Below are 15,492 nucleotides of genomic sequence, written 5' to 3' on the forward strand. Positions count from 1 at the left end.
ATTTTTAAACTTTTTCCCGAATTGGAAATACCTACTAACAGAAGTCTTGAATATGTCCCCAGAAGTTGCTTCAAGTGCGATATGAAATCAGCATAGGGGTTGTTAGAAGTTTATCAGAAGACGCGGTGAAAAGGTAAGCGACTATTGGACGGCGCCTTTGAATCGGACAGCAGCGATTAGGTACTTCACAGGTCAAAGGGGGAAAGCATTGGAATGAACTATAAATAGCATCACTGCTTCCAACGGTTTCACATTTCTTTGAAATACTCAATCGCATGCATTTTCAGGAGCATTTCCTGTTTTAATATATCGCCTTGTGGTAAAGCCCTTTCCAGGAGGTAATGTGGCCAGCCGTCTTTGTCGATATATTCCAGCTTATAATAAGAAGAGAGGCTCAATATTTTGCATATCCCGACATGCATCAAATCCTGCTTTTGGTCTTTGGAGAATCTTCTTGCACCTTTTCCCAGTTCCTGCACACCAATCAGAAAAAGTACACTATTAAGATCAGCTGGTTTTTTCCCGATTACCTGTTCCAGTTGATTTAGTAAAAATTCCCACTGTACATCCAAAGGCTGATCTTCTACCTGCGCAAGATTCATATTATTAAAAGTATTTTAAAGAATTATGATGTTGTAGTGACATATCCCGAGCAAACGTAATGAAATACCTTCACGTTCCTTTTACATCAGGCGAAAGCTTTATAAATAGCAGTCTATATAGGGGGATATTTCTAACTTTGAGGTTTGGTCGAATTGAGTAAAGAACAATATATATTATCGTGATAAAGGAAGGAGATCGCCATAGTAAGGCAGAAAACTATTTACAAACGTTAAATGAACCTCAAAGGCTTGCTGTTTTGCATGGCGAAGGGCCGTTGATGATCATCGCCGGTGCGGGATCGGGCAAGACGCGTGTGCTTACATATAGAATAGCTCACCTCATCGAAAATGGTGTGGATGCTTTCCGCATTCTTTCGCTCACCTTCACCAATAAGGCTTCGGGAGAAATGCGTCATCGCATCGAAGGTGCGGTTGGGATGGAGGCAAGGAATATCTGGGCGGGTACTTTTCACTCAGTTTTTGCGAAAATCCTGAGAATAGAGGCCCGATACCTAGGCTACACCAGCGATTTTTCCATATATGACACCGACGATTCCAAGTCTTTGTTGCGAAGTATTATTAAGGAATACAATCTGGACGACAAGGTTTACAAAGCCAATGTGATATATAACCGTATCTCTGGAGCGAAAAACCGATTAATTTCTGCTGACGACTATATCAATAATGCCATTATCCAGGCAGACGATGAGGCTGCGAAGATGAAAGAAATCGGTCGTATATATAAGACATATGCGTTACGCTGTTTTCAGGCCAATGCGATGGACTTTGATGATCTGCTCTTTAATACCAACGTTCTTTTCCGTGATTTCCCTGACGTACTATATAAGTACCAGCAGAAATTTCAATATGTAATGGTGGATGAGTTTCAGGATACGAACATTTCGCAATACCTGATCACCAAAAAATTATCCGATTTACATAAAAATATATGTGTGGTTGGAGACGACGCGCAGAGTATCTACGCTTTCCGCGGTGCCAATATTGAGAATATCCTCAATTTCGAAAAGGATTTCCCGAATGTCCGCACTATCAAGCTTGAGCAAAATTATCGGTCAACGAGTACCATTGTAAATGCTGCGAATTCAGTAATCGCAAGAAATAAGTCGCAACTGGAAAAGCATACTTTCACGGCGAACGAAGAAGGAGCGCTGATCGATGTGATCAAAGCGGGGTCTGATAATGAAGAAGGAAGGCTTGTGGCGACGGCGATTTTTGAAGAAAAGATGCAGAAAGCACTCAGAAACGAGAATTTCGCCATACTTTATCGTACCAATGCGCAGTCACGTTCGTTTGAGGAAGCTTTGCGCAAACTTGGCATCAAATACAGGATTGTCGGCGGCATGTCTTTCTATCAAAGAAAGGAAATTAAGGACCTTTTGGGATATCTTCGGTTTACAGTCAACCAACGCGATGAAGAGGCTTTTAAGAGAGTTATCAACTTACCAAAACGCGGGATAGGAGATACCACTGTTGCAAAAATAGCGGTTACGGCTTCTGAACAGCAGGTTTCTGTATGGGATGTAGTCGCCAACTCCGGATATTATATAGGAGGCCGGCTTGCCAACCCGATCGACCAGTTTGCCACATTGATCAAAAGTTTTAAACTGATGATCGAAGAGGGAAAAGATGCTTTTGAAATCGCCTCCCATATTGCCAAGGTTTCAGGTATTTTGAAAGAGTTATATGAAGACAAAACTGTTGAAGGACTTTCGAGGTACGAAAACGTTCAGGAGCTTTTGAACGGTATCAAGGAGTTTGTCGACAGCGAAACTACTGAGGACAAATCCCTTAGTGCATTTTTGCAATCGGTATCTTTATTGACAAACGCGGACGAACCGGATGAGAATGAGGATCACGATCGGGTAACGATGATGACGATTCACTCTGCCAAAGGTCTGGAATTCAGAAATGTGTTCATCGTTGGTTTGGAAGAAGATCTTTTCCCCAGCCAAATGATGCTGGAATCGCGGCAGGACCTGGAGGAAGAACGTCGACTTTTTTACGTTGCCATTACCCGTGCCGAACAGAAACTCTCATTCAGTTATGCCGAGAGCAGGTATCAGTGGGGGCGTTTGAAAATGTGTGAACCAAGTCGCTTTTTGATGGAAGTGGATCCGCAGTATCTGAATGTGTCGCGAATGTTGCAGATCAATAACGACAAGCCTGGATCTTCAACGTCCTCTAATTCATTTGTGCGAAACCTCACGCCCAGAAAACCGTCGGAACCCAAGAATATTTCCGGCACTGCCAGTCACAAACCAACGGATGGCTTTGTGCCAAGCGACACTTCCAGCCTTAAAGAGGGAGAGAAAGTGGAGCATATGAAGTTTGGATTTGGAGTCGTAACAAAGATGGATGTAAGCGGTTCTGATAGAAAAGCCACTGTAAAATTTGATACAGTTGGAGATAAAACCTTATTGCTTAGCTTTGCGAAACTGAGGATTATTGAGTAATAAAAAGGATATCTAAAGTATAAGTACAGTAAAGACCAAATATTGAACCCTTTAACCTATTGATACAGGTACCGGGAAAAGTAATCTCTCCATTCTGAAAATGTAAATTGAATTAAACATTTGCCTTTATGTTCCACGAAATTGATACCAAACAAATTAACGACCGCGGCAGTGATGTTGCCATAGTAAATAGTCAGATTGAATATTTCAAAAACGGTTTCCCATTTCTCCAGTTATCCAAAGCCGCAACAATTGGAGACGGAATTCTAAGCCTTAGTGAAAGTGAGATTACAGAAGTAATAACTGCTTTTGACAAGAGTGCCGCAGAAGGAGAGGTGACGTTATTGAAATTTGTCCCGGCATCGGGCGCAGCTACGAGAATGTTCAAATCCCTGTTCGGCTTCCTTCAAGAGGGCAAAAAAGATAAATCAGTTGATGAGTTTTTTGCCAAGTTGAAAGATTTCGCTTTCTATGAAGATCTGAAAACCGCTTTAGCAGCAGACGGCTTTGATATTGAAACAGCTGACCAAAAGGTGATTGTTTCTTATTTCCTGACAGACAAAGGTTTGGGATATGGTGAGTTGCCAAAAGGGTTACTGAAATTTCATAATGATCCTGAACGTCCGCGTACGCCGTTAGAAGAGCACTTGGTAGAAGGAGCGAAATATGCAAATGCAGGCAGCAGCGTTCAAATTCATTTTACTGTTTCTCCTGAGCACAGAGATAAATTTGAAAAACTGGTGGTCGAAATTCTACCATCTTACCAAAGCAAGTTTGGTGTAAAATATTTCGTATCGTTTTCGGAGCAGAAAAGCTCAACAGATACTATTGCGGTCAATCTGGACAATACACCTTTCCGTGAAAAAGATGACAGTTTGTTGTTCAGACCGGCCGGACATGGTGCATTGCTTGAAAACCTGAGCCAACTGGATGCTGATATTATTTTTATCAAGAATATCGACAATGTCGTTCCGGATAGAATCAAGGCAGATACTATAACCTATAAGAAAGCCCTGGCCGGGATAGTTCTTCAATATCAGGCAAAAATATTCGATTACATCGCGCAACTGGAAGCTGGAGCAACCGACGAATTATTGGCAGAACTCGACTCTTTCTTCAGGAAAGAACTGTGTGTTGTGCCTCCTGCTGGTTTTGAAAGTAACTCTTCCGAAGAGAAAAAACAATATTTCCTTGGGAAGCTCGACAGACCTTTCCGGGCTTGTGGAATGGTTAAAAATCAGGGCGAGCCTGGTGGCGGGCCTTTCTGGGCGCAAAATGCGGATGGATCATCGTCGCTGCAAATAGTGGAGTCCGCTCAGGTTGATCTTGATAACGAGGCGCAAAATGCCATTTTCAAAAATTCGACCCACTTTAATCCGGTTGATTTGGTTTGTGCTACCAAGAATTCGAAAGGCGAAGCATATGACTTACGCAAATTTCGCGATCCGCTCACAGGTTTCATTACCGGAAAATCAAAAGATGGTAAAGAGCTCAAGGCTCAGGAGCTACCAGGGCTTTGGAATGGTGCTATGGCCGACTGGAACACCATTTTTGTAGAGGTTCCGTTAATAACCTTTAATCCGGTAAAAACCGTAAATGACCTTTTACGCGAGCAGCACCAATAAAATTTGCTGATTGTATATCAAAAAAAGGAATTTGAGCGAGCTCAGATTCCTTTTTTTGTGAACCTAATTATCAGATGATCAAGGGATTGGCAATACCTTACTTTCTTTGAAAGTAGAAAGGATTACCATGGTTTGCGTACTTGCAACCTCTTCGATTTCATTGATTTTTTCCAGCATCAATTTCTGGTACGTACTGATATCCTTCGATATCACACGAAGCAAGAAATCTCCTGTTCCGGTTACGTGGTGGCATTCTATTACTTCAGGAATCGCATGAATTTTCTCTACGAAAGATTCCGTCACTGCTTTTCTATGACCTACAAGGGATATTTGAACAAAAGTGCTTACTCCCAATCCTACTCTTTCAGGCTCGAGTTGTGCGTGATAGCTTTTGATAATACCCGACTGCTCCAATTTCTTAACACGCTCCAAGGTTGGCGCAGGCGATAAACCTATTTCTTTAGATAGCTGTGCGTTGGTAATTTTTGCATTGGTTTGAAGAATCTCCAGGACTTTCCTGTCTATCTGGTCTAACTTTATTATGGCAGACATTTTTCTATGACTATGGTTTTTCTATATGCCTAAACTTAATGGCGGTGCAAAGCTATTAGATTTTCCCGAAGAATGTTATAATTATATATGGGAAATTTGTAATAATATAAAATTATAGTAGGCGAAAAACGAAAATGGTATCAAAATGTTAGGTTTTAACAATTTGCTGGGGTAAAATATGAAGATTATCATACCGACTTTTGACGCAAACTTTGTAACATACTGATAGTTAGTTTCTACCCCCAATATGAACTGGAAGTATCGAAATCAATCATAAATGCATAGTTATCTTTTTGCTCAGATCCCTTTTTTCGCTCAATCCTAATGTGCTCAAAGGGACTAACCATGAACTTGAGCTCGTTTTTACGACATGAATATGTTAATTTTGGTTAGATTTTGAATAATATTTTATTTCAAATCGTTAGTGATTTAGAGAATTGAAGAACATTTTCAATGTACACATGCAAAAGGTAGTTTGTCTGGGGCTTTTATTTATTGGCTGGGGTTGTAGTGTAATAGCTCAAACAGCGCCTGCTGAATCAGCTACGCCATCGTGGCTTCCAAAAGAAAAGCCTAAATCGGACACTGTTAAGGTTAAGCATCAAAGCGTTTTAAGTTCAATAGTTTCCAGTCTTGACCCGGTTGTCAGCGGTTCGGTTCCGGGAGCGGGAAAAAAATCAACTTCTGCTTCACAGTTATTTGGCGAAACGATACCAGATCTTGGCCTCAGGGTAAAGGAATTTCAAAGCCAGAAGGAAATCAAGAAAATAAGGAAGGAGCGGGCAAAACTGGCGAAAGTTCAGTATGAGGGCATTCCTATGGAAACGATGTCCATCAAATATGGTAGTGGAGATAAGGCGACCGTTGAAATCTTTCATGTTCTTAAGACCTACCAACCAATCAGTGCATACGTGCTGCCAGCCAACATCAGATGGTATGACGTCAAAAAAAAGAAATTGAGCTCGTCACTTATCAAGAATGAGGCGGAGGCTAAGCCACTTCATGGATCATATAAAAAATACTCGGGTGAAAATCTGATCGAAGAAGGATACTACTTTCTGGGATCAAAGGATGGCCGTTGGGTTAAATATGACTCGAAGTTTAATCTTGTTGACAAATCTCTCTGGGAAAAAGGGTTTCCTGCAGAATCCCGAATCACTTACTATGATTCAGCTCATTCGCACGTAAAAGAAGTGGTACCTGTCATGTTTGGCCAGGTGGAAGGCGATTTTCTGCAGTTCTATAACGAAGGTCAGTTAATGGCCAGCGGAAAATATCAAAATGGCCAGAAAATCGGCCGTTGGGTAGAATATTATCAGTTCAAACGGCTACGGAAAAAGGAAATTCAATATCCGAAAACAAGCTGGGACGGCGATTTCGAGCCATTTGTTCTCCGTGAATGGGACGATAAAGGGAAGTTGCTTTACGATTACACAAAAGATCCCCGCGCATCAGCAGCCGATGAAGAGGAAACGGAAAATTAGACCCGATTCGTCACTTCAATACTTATTATGAATATCCGTTAAAATACGCTCCACCTCTTTTCTTACTTCCCGCGTAGGTTTCGTAAAATTGTTATTCATGAAACTGAATACCAGCGTTTTTCCCTTTTTGGTAATCAGATATCCGCTCAGATTGTAGACATTACTCAAACTGCCTGTTTTGGCATATATAAAAGGAGCTTCTTCATTTTTGAACATATTTCCCAGTGTCCCGTTTTTGCCACCAGCAGGCAAAATCTGAAACAGCCTTTGAGATGGTACCTTTTCATATATTTTCTGAAGAAGCGCAACGATCGACCTCGGAGTAAACAGATTATATCGGCTAAGTCCCGACCCATCCCGCCAAACTGGTGCGTCAGGCAAGTCATTCATATAGGTACTTACCGCATGGTCAATTGCTTTTTGACTATTGAGCGGAAGTCCGTTTTTTGAAGCATATATAAGCATCAGCTGTTCTGCAAGCATATTATCACTAACCTGCATCATTCGCCGATATAATGAATCAGACGGAATGCTATATACTGTCTGCAACTCAATTGTCAACGGGATATTAATATGCCTTATCTCCTTTTTCAGAGTGTCACTCAACAATTTAAGGGCAAGCGAATCAGTCATTCTAATCGGAAGATCCTGCGACGTGCCTACTTTCAAACCTGCCTTCGGATATCTGAATGCGTTTGAAAATTCATCACGGGTTATCGCAGAAATCGTCGTATCGGCGGAAAGCTCTTTATTCCAATGGTTTGGAGTTCCTTTCGGCGCTCCATTTTTCCCGGCAGTGAATCTGACGAGATTGCCATACACTGGGAACGGCGATATCTCTGGCTGATAGTAATCGTTGTAATCACTCCATGCCCAGCCGGAACCATATCTGTTTTCCTGGAAGTTTGATGGAGTAAAGAATATCTGCTCCTTCCGACTTTTTAAAAAATCATAAACCTTACTTTTTGGTAGGTCAGGATGCATAAGTGATGGATCTCCTGTGCCCCTGATAATCAATAATTCGCCCCATTCTAGATATTCTAATCCGGGAATAGAGTCTCCAAGCACGGAAACTCCCGCGTAAAAGCTAAAAAGTTTGGTGTTGGAAGCCGGAACGAAATATTTATCTGACTGATATCCGGCAAGCTCTTTTTTATCTTGTAAACGGCTGATGGAAAGGCCTGTATGTTGTTGCTTTAAAACCGATGACTGCTTGATTTCCCGGTTGACATAGTGTGATATTGAACAGCTGGTAAAAACAAGAGCCAGCATAAGACACAAAATAATGCGCATAATTTTGATACAAAGGTTTGCCTTAGGCTAAATATAGATGTAAAACTGCTGTTTTATAAATGACTCAGCGATTCAGGTTGATGAAATTTCTTGGAAACAGGTGTTTTAATTACGAGAAAATAACCGCCTTCCAAAGTGATCTTTTCATTATCCTCTTGCCTGAAACTTTCCATACAAGACGAATCAGCCAATACAAATATTGTGGTGTCCGTGCGAGTAGTCAGAGAAAGATGATGATAGCGCTGCAAGCTAACATGCAAATCGGCCCGCTGAAATAAGTCGTGACATATCCCGATCGTCGCAGACTTTGGAACATATTTACTGATTTTAAGCGCATTATCTACAGAAATATCAGGAGCTGTTGAACTGATTTTACGGACGGTCATGATCCAACATCCTACTATCCCCAACACAGCCATAGAAAGACTTAAACGGCGGTTGAAATTTAAGATATAGCCGATTTTGTCCTGGAGCAATGCTGCAAAAGTAAGCGCAAAAAACGGAGTCGCCGGCAGCAAATAATGGTGATATTGCTTGATACTAATCAATAGAGGCAGAAAAGCCGACATAGAAACCACGAAACATGTACCAGCCACCCGCTTACCAGTTTCTGACATTTTGGTAGAAATTCTGAAAAAATAAAATATCAGAAATAACAGCCCGGTGATTATTAAATGAGGCTTTATACTTCGGAACAATTCAACGACCAAATAAAAATGGGCCGTCCAGTCTTCGCCTGCTGCTTCTCTTTCATGCATCAGCGCGCCTACTACTTGTCCATTGAAATATTTTGTCAGAAAAAACCTGGCTGGTTCATAAAATAAAGTGAGACAGATACATACCAAAAAAGTGGCAGACAAAACCAAACTCGGAGATATCGTTTTTCGAAATGATGCCCTATCGAAAATTAGAAGATATAAAGCCGTGAAAGCTAGGGGATATAACCCAACAGGGCCTTTTGTAAGAAAAGCAAGAAATATGGCGAGGCCGCCAAAAACCTGAAAAGCATGTTTTTTTAATGCTACATCTGAATGCTGCGATTTCAATTGAAAAAAGCATGACAACAGACAAAACAAAGACATCGTAGTATCCAGCAAATGGTTAGGTATGGCATACCAAACGATCAGCATGGAGTACCAGCATAAAACAGGAAGCCACTGATGTCGTTGAATGTCAGGCTTATTTTTAAAAAATAGGCACCAAATACCTGTGATCAGCAAAATAGAACAGGTCAAAATGAGGACATTGAACAAGTTTTCGACTAGTGGGGTATCTCCAAAAATTCCGAAGAGGAGAGCCTCTATCCCAAATTGCAAGGGTGGATGACCGTAAAAGAAAACGTCGTTGTCGTAAGGAAGCCAAAATGAGTCGGCAAAATACGGCTGCCAAAAAGACCCAAGCCCTTCAGCCATATTTCGAGCAATGGAAGCATATGCCACGCCGTCCATGAACATGGTACTATCAACGGATCGTGGTAAAAACGTAATTAAAATAAAGCTGATCGTAAATGTCCATAGGAAATGAGGCATGTATTTTTCAGCCATAATATTTCATTTATGTTGAGTGAAAATTGCGGTTGCTGGTTACAGCATTACAAAAATACAGTTACTGAGCAGCTGATTAAGCGTTTTTACTAAAAGAATCAAAAATTATCAAAGTCAGGTATGGATATTAAACCGTTATTTTGTCTTTGAAAACAGTTCGTCAACCCTTCGATATATATGTTTGGTCCTGAGTATATCCTCAAGCAGTATTGGAATTATGATTCTTTTCGCCCTATCCAGCGAGAGGCGATCGTTTCTGTGCTGGAAGGAAACGACACGCTGCTATTATTGCCAACCGGAGGAGGTAAGTCGATTTGTTTTCAAGTACCTGTCATGATGTCCGAGGGCGTATGTATCGTGATCACACCGCTGATCGCACTCATGAAAGACCAGGTCGAACAGCTCAAGCAGCGGAATATACCCGCCGCCGCTATCCATTCAGGCATGAATAAATTCGAAATTGATATTGCCCTTGATAATTGCGTTCACGGAAACACCAAATTTCTATACGTGTCCCCTGAACGCTTGCGGACCGATATTATGATTGAAAGGACGAAGCGAATGAAGGTTTGTCTGCTGGCTGTGGACGAAGCACATTGTATTTCCCAATGGGGATATGATTTTCGTCCGTCTTACCTGCAGATATCAGAATTTCGGGCGCTTATTCCAAAAGTTCCAGTCATGGCCTTAACTGCAACTGCAACCGAGCATGTGCGAAAAGACATTGTGGAAAAGCTGGAAATGAAGTCGTTACGTGTTTTTAAGCAGTCGTTCGCACGAGAAAATCTGTCTTATTCGACTTTTGGGGAAGAAAATAAAGAACGCAAATTAATACAGGTATTACGCAATGTTCCGGGAACGTCCATAGTATATGTCAAGACCAGAAAGCGCACAAAAGACGTGGCTGACTGGCTTGGAAAGCAAGGGATTAATGCGCAAAGTTACCATGCCGGTCTGAGTTTCAAAGATCGGGCAAACCGCCAAACCGCCTGGATCAAAAGTCAGGTGCGGGTTATGGTAGCTACAAACGCTTTTGGTATGGGGATCGATAAGCCCGACGTCCGCAGTGTGATTCATTTTGATCTGCCCGAGAATCTGGAAGCATATTACCAGGAAGCAGGAAGGGCAGGGCGGGACCGGAAAAAAGCATATGCCGTGGCTCTGTTTGCACCCGCTGATTTAGAAGATCTCAAAGATAGTGTTGAACGGAAATACCCCCCCGTGGAGCTTATCAAACGGGTTTACCAAGCCTTGGCCAACTATTTCAAAATTCCGGTCGGAGGGGGGCAATTTGCCAGTTCTGACTTTGATATTCAACGTTTTTGCGGAACATTCGGACTTGGATTAAGCGAGACACATAATGCCTTGAAGTTGCTAGAAGAGGAGGGATTTCTGCAACTCAGCGAAAGTTTTAATGAGCCTTCGAAAGTGATGTTTCTGGTCGATAACCGACAATTATATGATTTTCAAATACGCTATCCTGATCTCGATTCGTTTATCAAACTGATGCTTAGGAGGTACGGTGGAGAGCTTTTTTCTGAGTATATCCGCATATCAGAAGTGGAGCTGGGCCAGGTGTATTATGCTTCGGAGGACGAGATTATCAAAAAGCTGCTGTTCATGAAAGAACGGGAAGTAATTGATTATGAACCAAGAAAAGACAAACCACAACTCGTTTTCCTGACGCCCAGATTCGATGCTGAAACGCTTCCGTTGAACATTTACGAAATTGAAAAAAAGCGGGAACGAGACAGAACAAAGGCCAAGTCGGTAATTCAATATGCAACCCATCCGACCAAATGTCGCACCTTGATGCTGCTGGAATATTTCAGTGAGTTCGACGGACAAAATTGCGGAGTATGCGATAACTGTTTGAAAAACAAAAAGGCAGAAAGCGCCGACATTGAAGAGCTTGCCGATCAGATTTTAGAGCATATAAGACAATACGGTTCATTATACCCTCAAGAATTAAGCGCAAAAGTGAATTTCACTGCGGAAAAAAACTTGATTCAGGCACTCGCTCAATTAATTGAAGATGAGTTAATCATATATAATGAAGCCGGCAAATTAACAATAAACGAATATTAGCCATTTTGAAAAAAAGCACACACTTTCTACTTCTCCTTATCCTTACAACTTTATCCAAAACTTACGGCCAGCAAATCCAGGGTTTGCAAAGCAGCAATTATGGGGGTGTATATCGAACCACCTATAACCCCTCAGTTTTGGGAGGTTCTAAACTGAAATTTCAGATTAATATCGGTACCATTGAAGGGAGCATTAACCACCGATACTTCATTTTCATCGGGAAAAATTCATTGTTGTATCCTTTGCTGGCTGCGCATTCCACCAAGGAACTATACGGCCGATCAAGGACAATGGGCTCGTTGGTTGAAAAAGAGCCTGTTTATCTGACCAGTGAAATTCGTTGGCCTTCAGCCATGTTTTCTATCGGCAAATACCATGGGGTCGCGTTGCAATTTCGATCGCGAGGCTTTGTTCAAGGACAGAATATCCCGGAACCTGTCAGGAATTTATACTTCAAGCGGTTGGACACCGGAAGCACGCCAGCGGTAACAGAGCCTTGGGGACCATTTACTCTGACTCAACAAAGTTTTTCGGAAATGAGTATATCATATGGCCTGCAATTAATTGATATGGAGGATCATAAGCTAAAATTTGGGATTACTGGCAAACGCATTTTCGGTGCACGAATTTCGTATTTGAAAGGAAACGCACGTCAATACTCGATTCAGGGTGATGGAACGAACCCCGACAATAGCACCCTCAAACTGAGTAATTTAGACTATGAAAGCGGATATAGTCAAGTCACCAAATCTGTGAATATCGGAAGCCTGTTTGATGCTGATCAATATGGATTGGGCTGGGCATATGACCTCGGTTTCAGCTATGAACTCGGATCTTATTGGAAAAGTGAGACGGAAAAATTTGATGAGAATCCTTCTTATCTGTTACGCCTGTCAGGATCTCTTACTGATATAGGCAAAATAAAATATAAAACGCAGAACAGCAGGAAAATAACAGGACATGTTGACCAGGCAGTGATTGATCAGACAGCTTTAGAAAAGATAAGCGATGAAGGAGCGCAGGGTTTTATGGATATTTTCCCGGCTGAAACTGATACAACTTTCCGACAAACCGTAAAGCTTCCACAAGCTTTTCATTTGGAGGCGGATATACAAGTCTTTAAGAATTTTTATTTAAACCTGGCGCAAACCAAGCGATTGGCTGATACTCCAAAGGATCCTCTCAATATCTATATTCCCAATACTTTCACTATCACACCTCGTTTTGAGGACGAGGACTCGGATTTTGCATTTCCTATTTCATTTGTTCAGGGCAATAAAGGACCAATTTTCGGTGCTATGGCGCATTTTGGACCGATTTTTCTGGGGTTCAGTAACGTCAATGTAATTTTCAGCAAGAACAGCCGGGCAAGTATGGTATATCTAGGTGTATCTGCATGGAAGATCAACCGCAGGAAATCAAAATAGCCTTTCGGTAAAAAACTGAAACAGAATGCTTTGGTAAATATCACTTCGGCTTCTGATCCATGAAAACATACATTTTCCTGTTCGTACTTATAGCATATGGAACTTGCCTCAGATTGAGTGCTCAACATGTTCATAGCGAAGCCGTTGGCAATAGTAAACCTGCTAAAGTAGATGCTCAGCCACTGTTAGCCCAGGCCCTTCGCCTATCAGAAGCGCTTTCTTTTCTAGGAAGCTCGCTGTCGGAAAGTGATATTCAACGTCTGAAATCTTTACAAAACAAGCCTCTCAATGACGAGACAGCCGTTGATATTCAGAAAATTTTAGATCCATATTGTCTCAATGTTATTCATATCAATCCGGAAGCGCGTGTTAGCATCGAAAGAGGCCAGGCTCCGGCAGTTTTAGGACAAGGTGCCTGGAAAAGCTTTTTGGTGAAGATTCACAATGACGCAGGTTCAACAGCTAATCTGGTCGTACAGAGTCCCAATTCATTGAAACCATATCACTCGCCATCGATGGACGCGCGCGTGAAAGAGGAACATAAATTAAGTCAGGGGCAAGTAGAGAATCGCTTTCTGGATATGGCCATCTATCGTAATCGCCCGCTTTTGCCCAATTTATCAGGTCTGCAACTGGAATATGCAGTTGTCCAAATTTATAGTAAGGATGCAGGTCAACGTGAGGCTGAATTAAGTTATAATATAGGTCAGGGCTCCCAGGACATTGGTTTTCGAAATGCTATTTCTATTCTGTTCGATATAAAACCGTCAGTTCGCGTGAATCTGAGCGTCAAGGATGACGATGGAAAACCAACGATTGCATCTTTCCGTATTTCTGATGGAATTGAACGCATTGCAGGAAGACTAGAAAGCATTTACCCACTCCCATCTAGACGCGTGGCCGCATATGACGAATATCCCGACTTCTTTTTCCAGCCCCAGATATACCGTGCAGACGGCGAGCATATCAATTTGGCACCAGGAAAATATAAGATCACATATACGAGAGGCCCAGAATATCTCCCTCAATCAAAAGAAGTGGTTATTCCAGAAAATGTCAAAGCCATAGACCTGTCATTTCAGCTCAAAAGATGGATCAATATGCGGAAATTGGGCTGGCAGAGTGCTGATCATCATATTCACGGAGCCGGATGCAGTCACTATGATAGCCCGGAAGAAGGAGTGAAACCTGAGGATATGTGGCGACAAGTTCAAGGGGAAGACCTGAATGTGGCGGCATTATTAGCCTGGGGTCCCAACTGGTATCATCAAAAGCAGTTTTTTACGGGAAAAGATTTCAGGTTATCTGGAAATGGAGATATCATGCGGAGTGATGTGGAAGTTTCCGGATTTCCTTCTTCTCACGCAGGGCACGTCGTTCTTTTGAGAATCAAAGAAGATGATTATCCGAACACGACAGAAATTGATCAATGGCCAACCTGGACGTTGCCGGTATTGTCATGGGCAAAATCGCAAAATGGCGTGGTTGGATATGCACATTCCGGGTGGGGATTACAGCCAACAGAACCAACAACGGAACTTCCGAACTATATTTTACCCAAAATGGACGGAATTGGCGCCAACGAATATGTTGTAACGGTAGCTCAAAATGCTGTTGATTTTTATAGCGCCGGCGACACACCCGCGCCTTGGGAGCTGAATATGTATTATCATACCCTGAATTGCGGGTTCAAAACCCGTCTTTCCGGTGAAACTGATTTTCCCTGCATTACAGATGCGCGGGTAGGACAGGCGAGAAGCTATTTCAAAACCGATGGTGAAATAACGTATGATAATTATGTGCAAGCCATCAGGGAGGGACGAAGTTATGTCTCAGACGGAAAATCACATTTAATGGATTTCGCTGTCAACGATGTGGAAGCGGGGACAAAAGCCAGTACGGTGCAGTTAAAAGATGCCCAGAATATCAGAATTTCAGCCAACGCAGTGGCGTATCTTCCTGTCGAGCAAAGTACTGCCGGAGCGGAAATAGCAAAGAAGCCGATTGATGAAAAGCCCTATTGGGATATCGAACGCGCCAGAATTGGAACCTCCCGAAAGATTCGCCTGGAGCTAATTGTAAATGGAGAATCCGTGAAATCAACTGAAGTTGAGGCGGATGGGAATATCAGAAATATCAGTTTTTCATATCAACTAAAGAAATCATCCTGGCTGGCAATTCGGGTATATCCAAGTTCACATTCAAATCCGATATTCGTGGAGATCGGCGGAAAACCGATTCAGGAAGCAAAAAGCGCAGAATGGTGTCTGGCAGCTTTAAATCAATGCTGGAAAATGAAGGAGGCTAATATTAAATCTGAGGAAAAACAGGCGGCGGCAGCGGCTTATGAAAAATCCAGGAAGATATATCAGCATTTAATCACTAGCGGCTCAAAATAGCCAG

At 42.1% G+C, this 15,492-nt stretch carries 10 protein-coding genes; 6 read left to right on the forward strand and 4 right to left on the reverse strand.

What is annotated here, in order from left to right; translation table 11 throughout:
- Nucleotides 1–248: 248 nt before the first annotated feature.
- The gene (locus AC1XUD_RS25250) at nt 249–602 is read right to left on the reverse strand and encodes a hypothetical protein (protein ID WP_483363826.1); all 354 of its coding nucleotides are present in this window, start codon (nt 600–602) and stop codon (nt 249–251) included.
- 179 nt (nt 603–781) lie between these two features.
- Here AC1XUD_RS25250 and AC1XUD_RS25255 point away from each other — a divergent pair, with 179 nt between their 5' ends.
- Both AC1XUD_RS25255 and AC1XUD_RS25260 read left to right on the forward strand, forming a co-directional pair.
- Nucleotides 782–3,076 carry an ATP-dependent helicase gene (locus AC1XUD_RS25255; protein ID WP_483363827.1) on the forward strand — a complete coding sequence of 765 codons (2,295 nt, stop codon included), beginning with the start codon at nt 782–784 and terminating at the stop codon, nt 3,074–3,076.
- Between the two features lie 128 nt (nt 3,077–3,204).
- Nucleotides 3,205–4,701: a DUF4301 family protein gene (locus AC1XUD_RS25260; RefSeq protein WP_483363828.1), complete on the forward strand. Its 1,497-nt coding sequence runs from the start codon at nt 3,205–3,207 to the stop codon at nt 4,699–4,701.
- Nucleotides 4,702–4,779: 78 nt separating this feature from the next.
- On the opposite strand, the gene AC1XUD_RS25265 is transcribed toward AC1XUD_RS25260, so the two are convergent.
- Nucleotides 4,780–5,253, reverse strand: coding sequence for an Lrp/AsnC family transcriptional regulator (locus AC1XUD_RS25265; protein ID WP_483363829.1), 474 nt, complete (start codon nt 5,251–5,253; stop codon nt 4,780–4,782).
- Between the two features lie 461 nt (nt 5,254–5,714).
- Here AC1XUD_RS25265 and AC1XUD_RS25270 point away from each other — a divergent pair, with 461 nt between their 5' ends.
- Nucleotides 5,715–6,737, forward strand: coding sequence for a toxin-antitoxin system YwqK family antitoxin (locus tag AC1XUD_RS25270; RefSeq protein WP_483363830.1), 1,023 nt, complete (start codon nt 5,715–5,717; stop codon nt 6,735–6,737).
- A 15-nt stretch (nt 6,738–6,752) separates the two neighbouring features.
- Here AC1XUD_RS25270 and AC1XUD_RS25275 read toward each other — a convergent pair whose 3' ends face one another.
- Together AC1XUD_RS25275 and AC1XUD_RS25280 are read right to left on the reverse strand one after the other, a co-directional pair.
- Nucleotides 6,753–8,030 (reverse strand): D-alanyl-D-alanine carboxypeptidase/D-alanyl-D-alanine-endopeptidase, encoded by a 1,278-nt coding sequence (locus AC1XUD_RS25275; protein ID WP_483363831.1) that lies wholly within the window; start codon nt 8,028–8,030, stop codon nt 6,753–6,755.
- Nucleotides 8,031–8,083: 53 nt separating this feature from the next.
- Nucleotides 8,084–9,574: an ArnT family glycosyltransferase gene (locus AC1XUD_RS25280; protein WP_483363832.1), complete on the reverse strand. Its 1,491-nt coding sequence runs from the start codon at nt 9,572–9,574 to the stop codon at nt 8,084–8,086.
- A gap of 177 nt (nt 9,575–9,751) precedes the next feature.
- On the opposite strand from AC1XUD_RS25280, the gene AC1XUD_RS25285 reads away from it, so the two are divergent.
- From AC1XUD_RS25285 to AC1XUD_RS25295, 3 genes are read left to right on the forward strand one after another with little or no spacing between them, the layout of a single operon-like run.
- Complete coding sequence (locus AC1XUD_RS25285) at nt 9,752–11,662, forward strand: RecQ family ATP-dependent DNA helicase (protein ID WP_483363833.1); 1,911 nt, start codon at nt 9,752–9,754, stop codon at nt 11,660–11,662.
- 5 nt (nt 11,663–11,667) lie between these two features.
- Nucleotides 11,668–13,089 (forward strand): DUF5723 family protein, encoded by a 1,422-nt coding sequence (locus AC1XUD_RS25290; protein ID WP_483363834.1) that lies wholly within the window; start codon nt 11,668–11,670, stop codon nt 13,087–13,089.
- 59 nt (nt 13,090–13,148) lie between these two features.
- Nucleotides 13,149–15,488 (forward strand): CehA/McbA family metallohydrolase, encoded by a 2,340-nt coding sequence (locus AC1XUD_RS25295; protein ID WP_483363835.1) that lies wholly within the window; start codon nt 13,149–13,151, stop codon nt 15,486–15,488.
- Nucleotides 15,489–15,492: the final 4 nt, after the last annotated feature.

It is taken from the genome of Dyadobacter sp. HNCC25DJ184 (assembly GCF_056895215.1).

Coding starts and splice junctions, on each gene's coding strand:
- AC1XUD_RS25250 (WP_483363826.1), bottom strand. CDS start 602: ATGAATCTTGCGCAGGTAGAAGATCAGCCTTTGGATGTACAGTGGGAA.
- AC1XUD_RS25260 (WP_483363828.1), top strand. CDS start 3,205: ATGTTCCACGAAATTGATACCAAACAAATTAACGACCGCGGCAGTGAT.
- AC1XUD_RS25265 (WP_483363829.1), bottom strand. CDS start 5,253: ATGTCTGCCATAATAAAGTTAGACCAGATAGACAGGAAAGTCCTGGAG.
- AC1XUD_RS25270 (WP_483363830.1), top strand. CDS start 5,715: ATGCAAAAGGTAGTTTGTCTGGGGCTTTTATTTATTGGCTGGGGTTGT.
- AC1XUD_RS25275 (WP_483363831.1), bottom strand. CDS start 8,030: ATGCGCATTATTTTGTGTCTTATGCTGGCTCTTGTTTTTACCAGCTGT.
- AC1XUD_RS25280 (WP_483363832.1), bottom strand. CDS start 9,574: ATGGCTGAAAAATACATGCCTCATTTCCTATGGACATTTACGATCAGC.
- AC1XUD_RS25285 (WP_483363833.1), top strand. CDS start 9,752: ATGTTTGGTCCTGAGTATATCCTCAAGCAGTATTGGAATTATGATTCT.
- AC1XUD_RS25295 (WP_483363835.1), top strand. CDS start 13,149: ATGAAAACATACATTTTCCTGTTCGTACTTATAGCATATGGAACTTGC.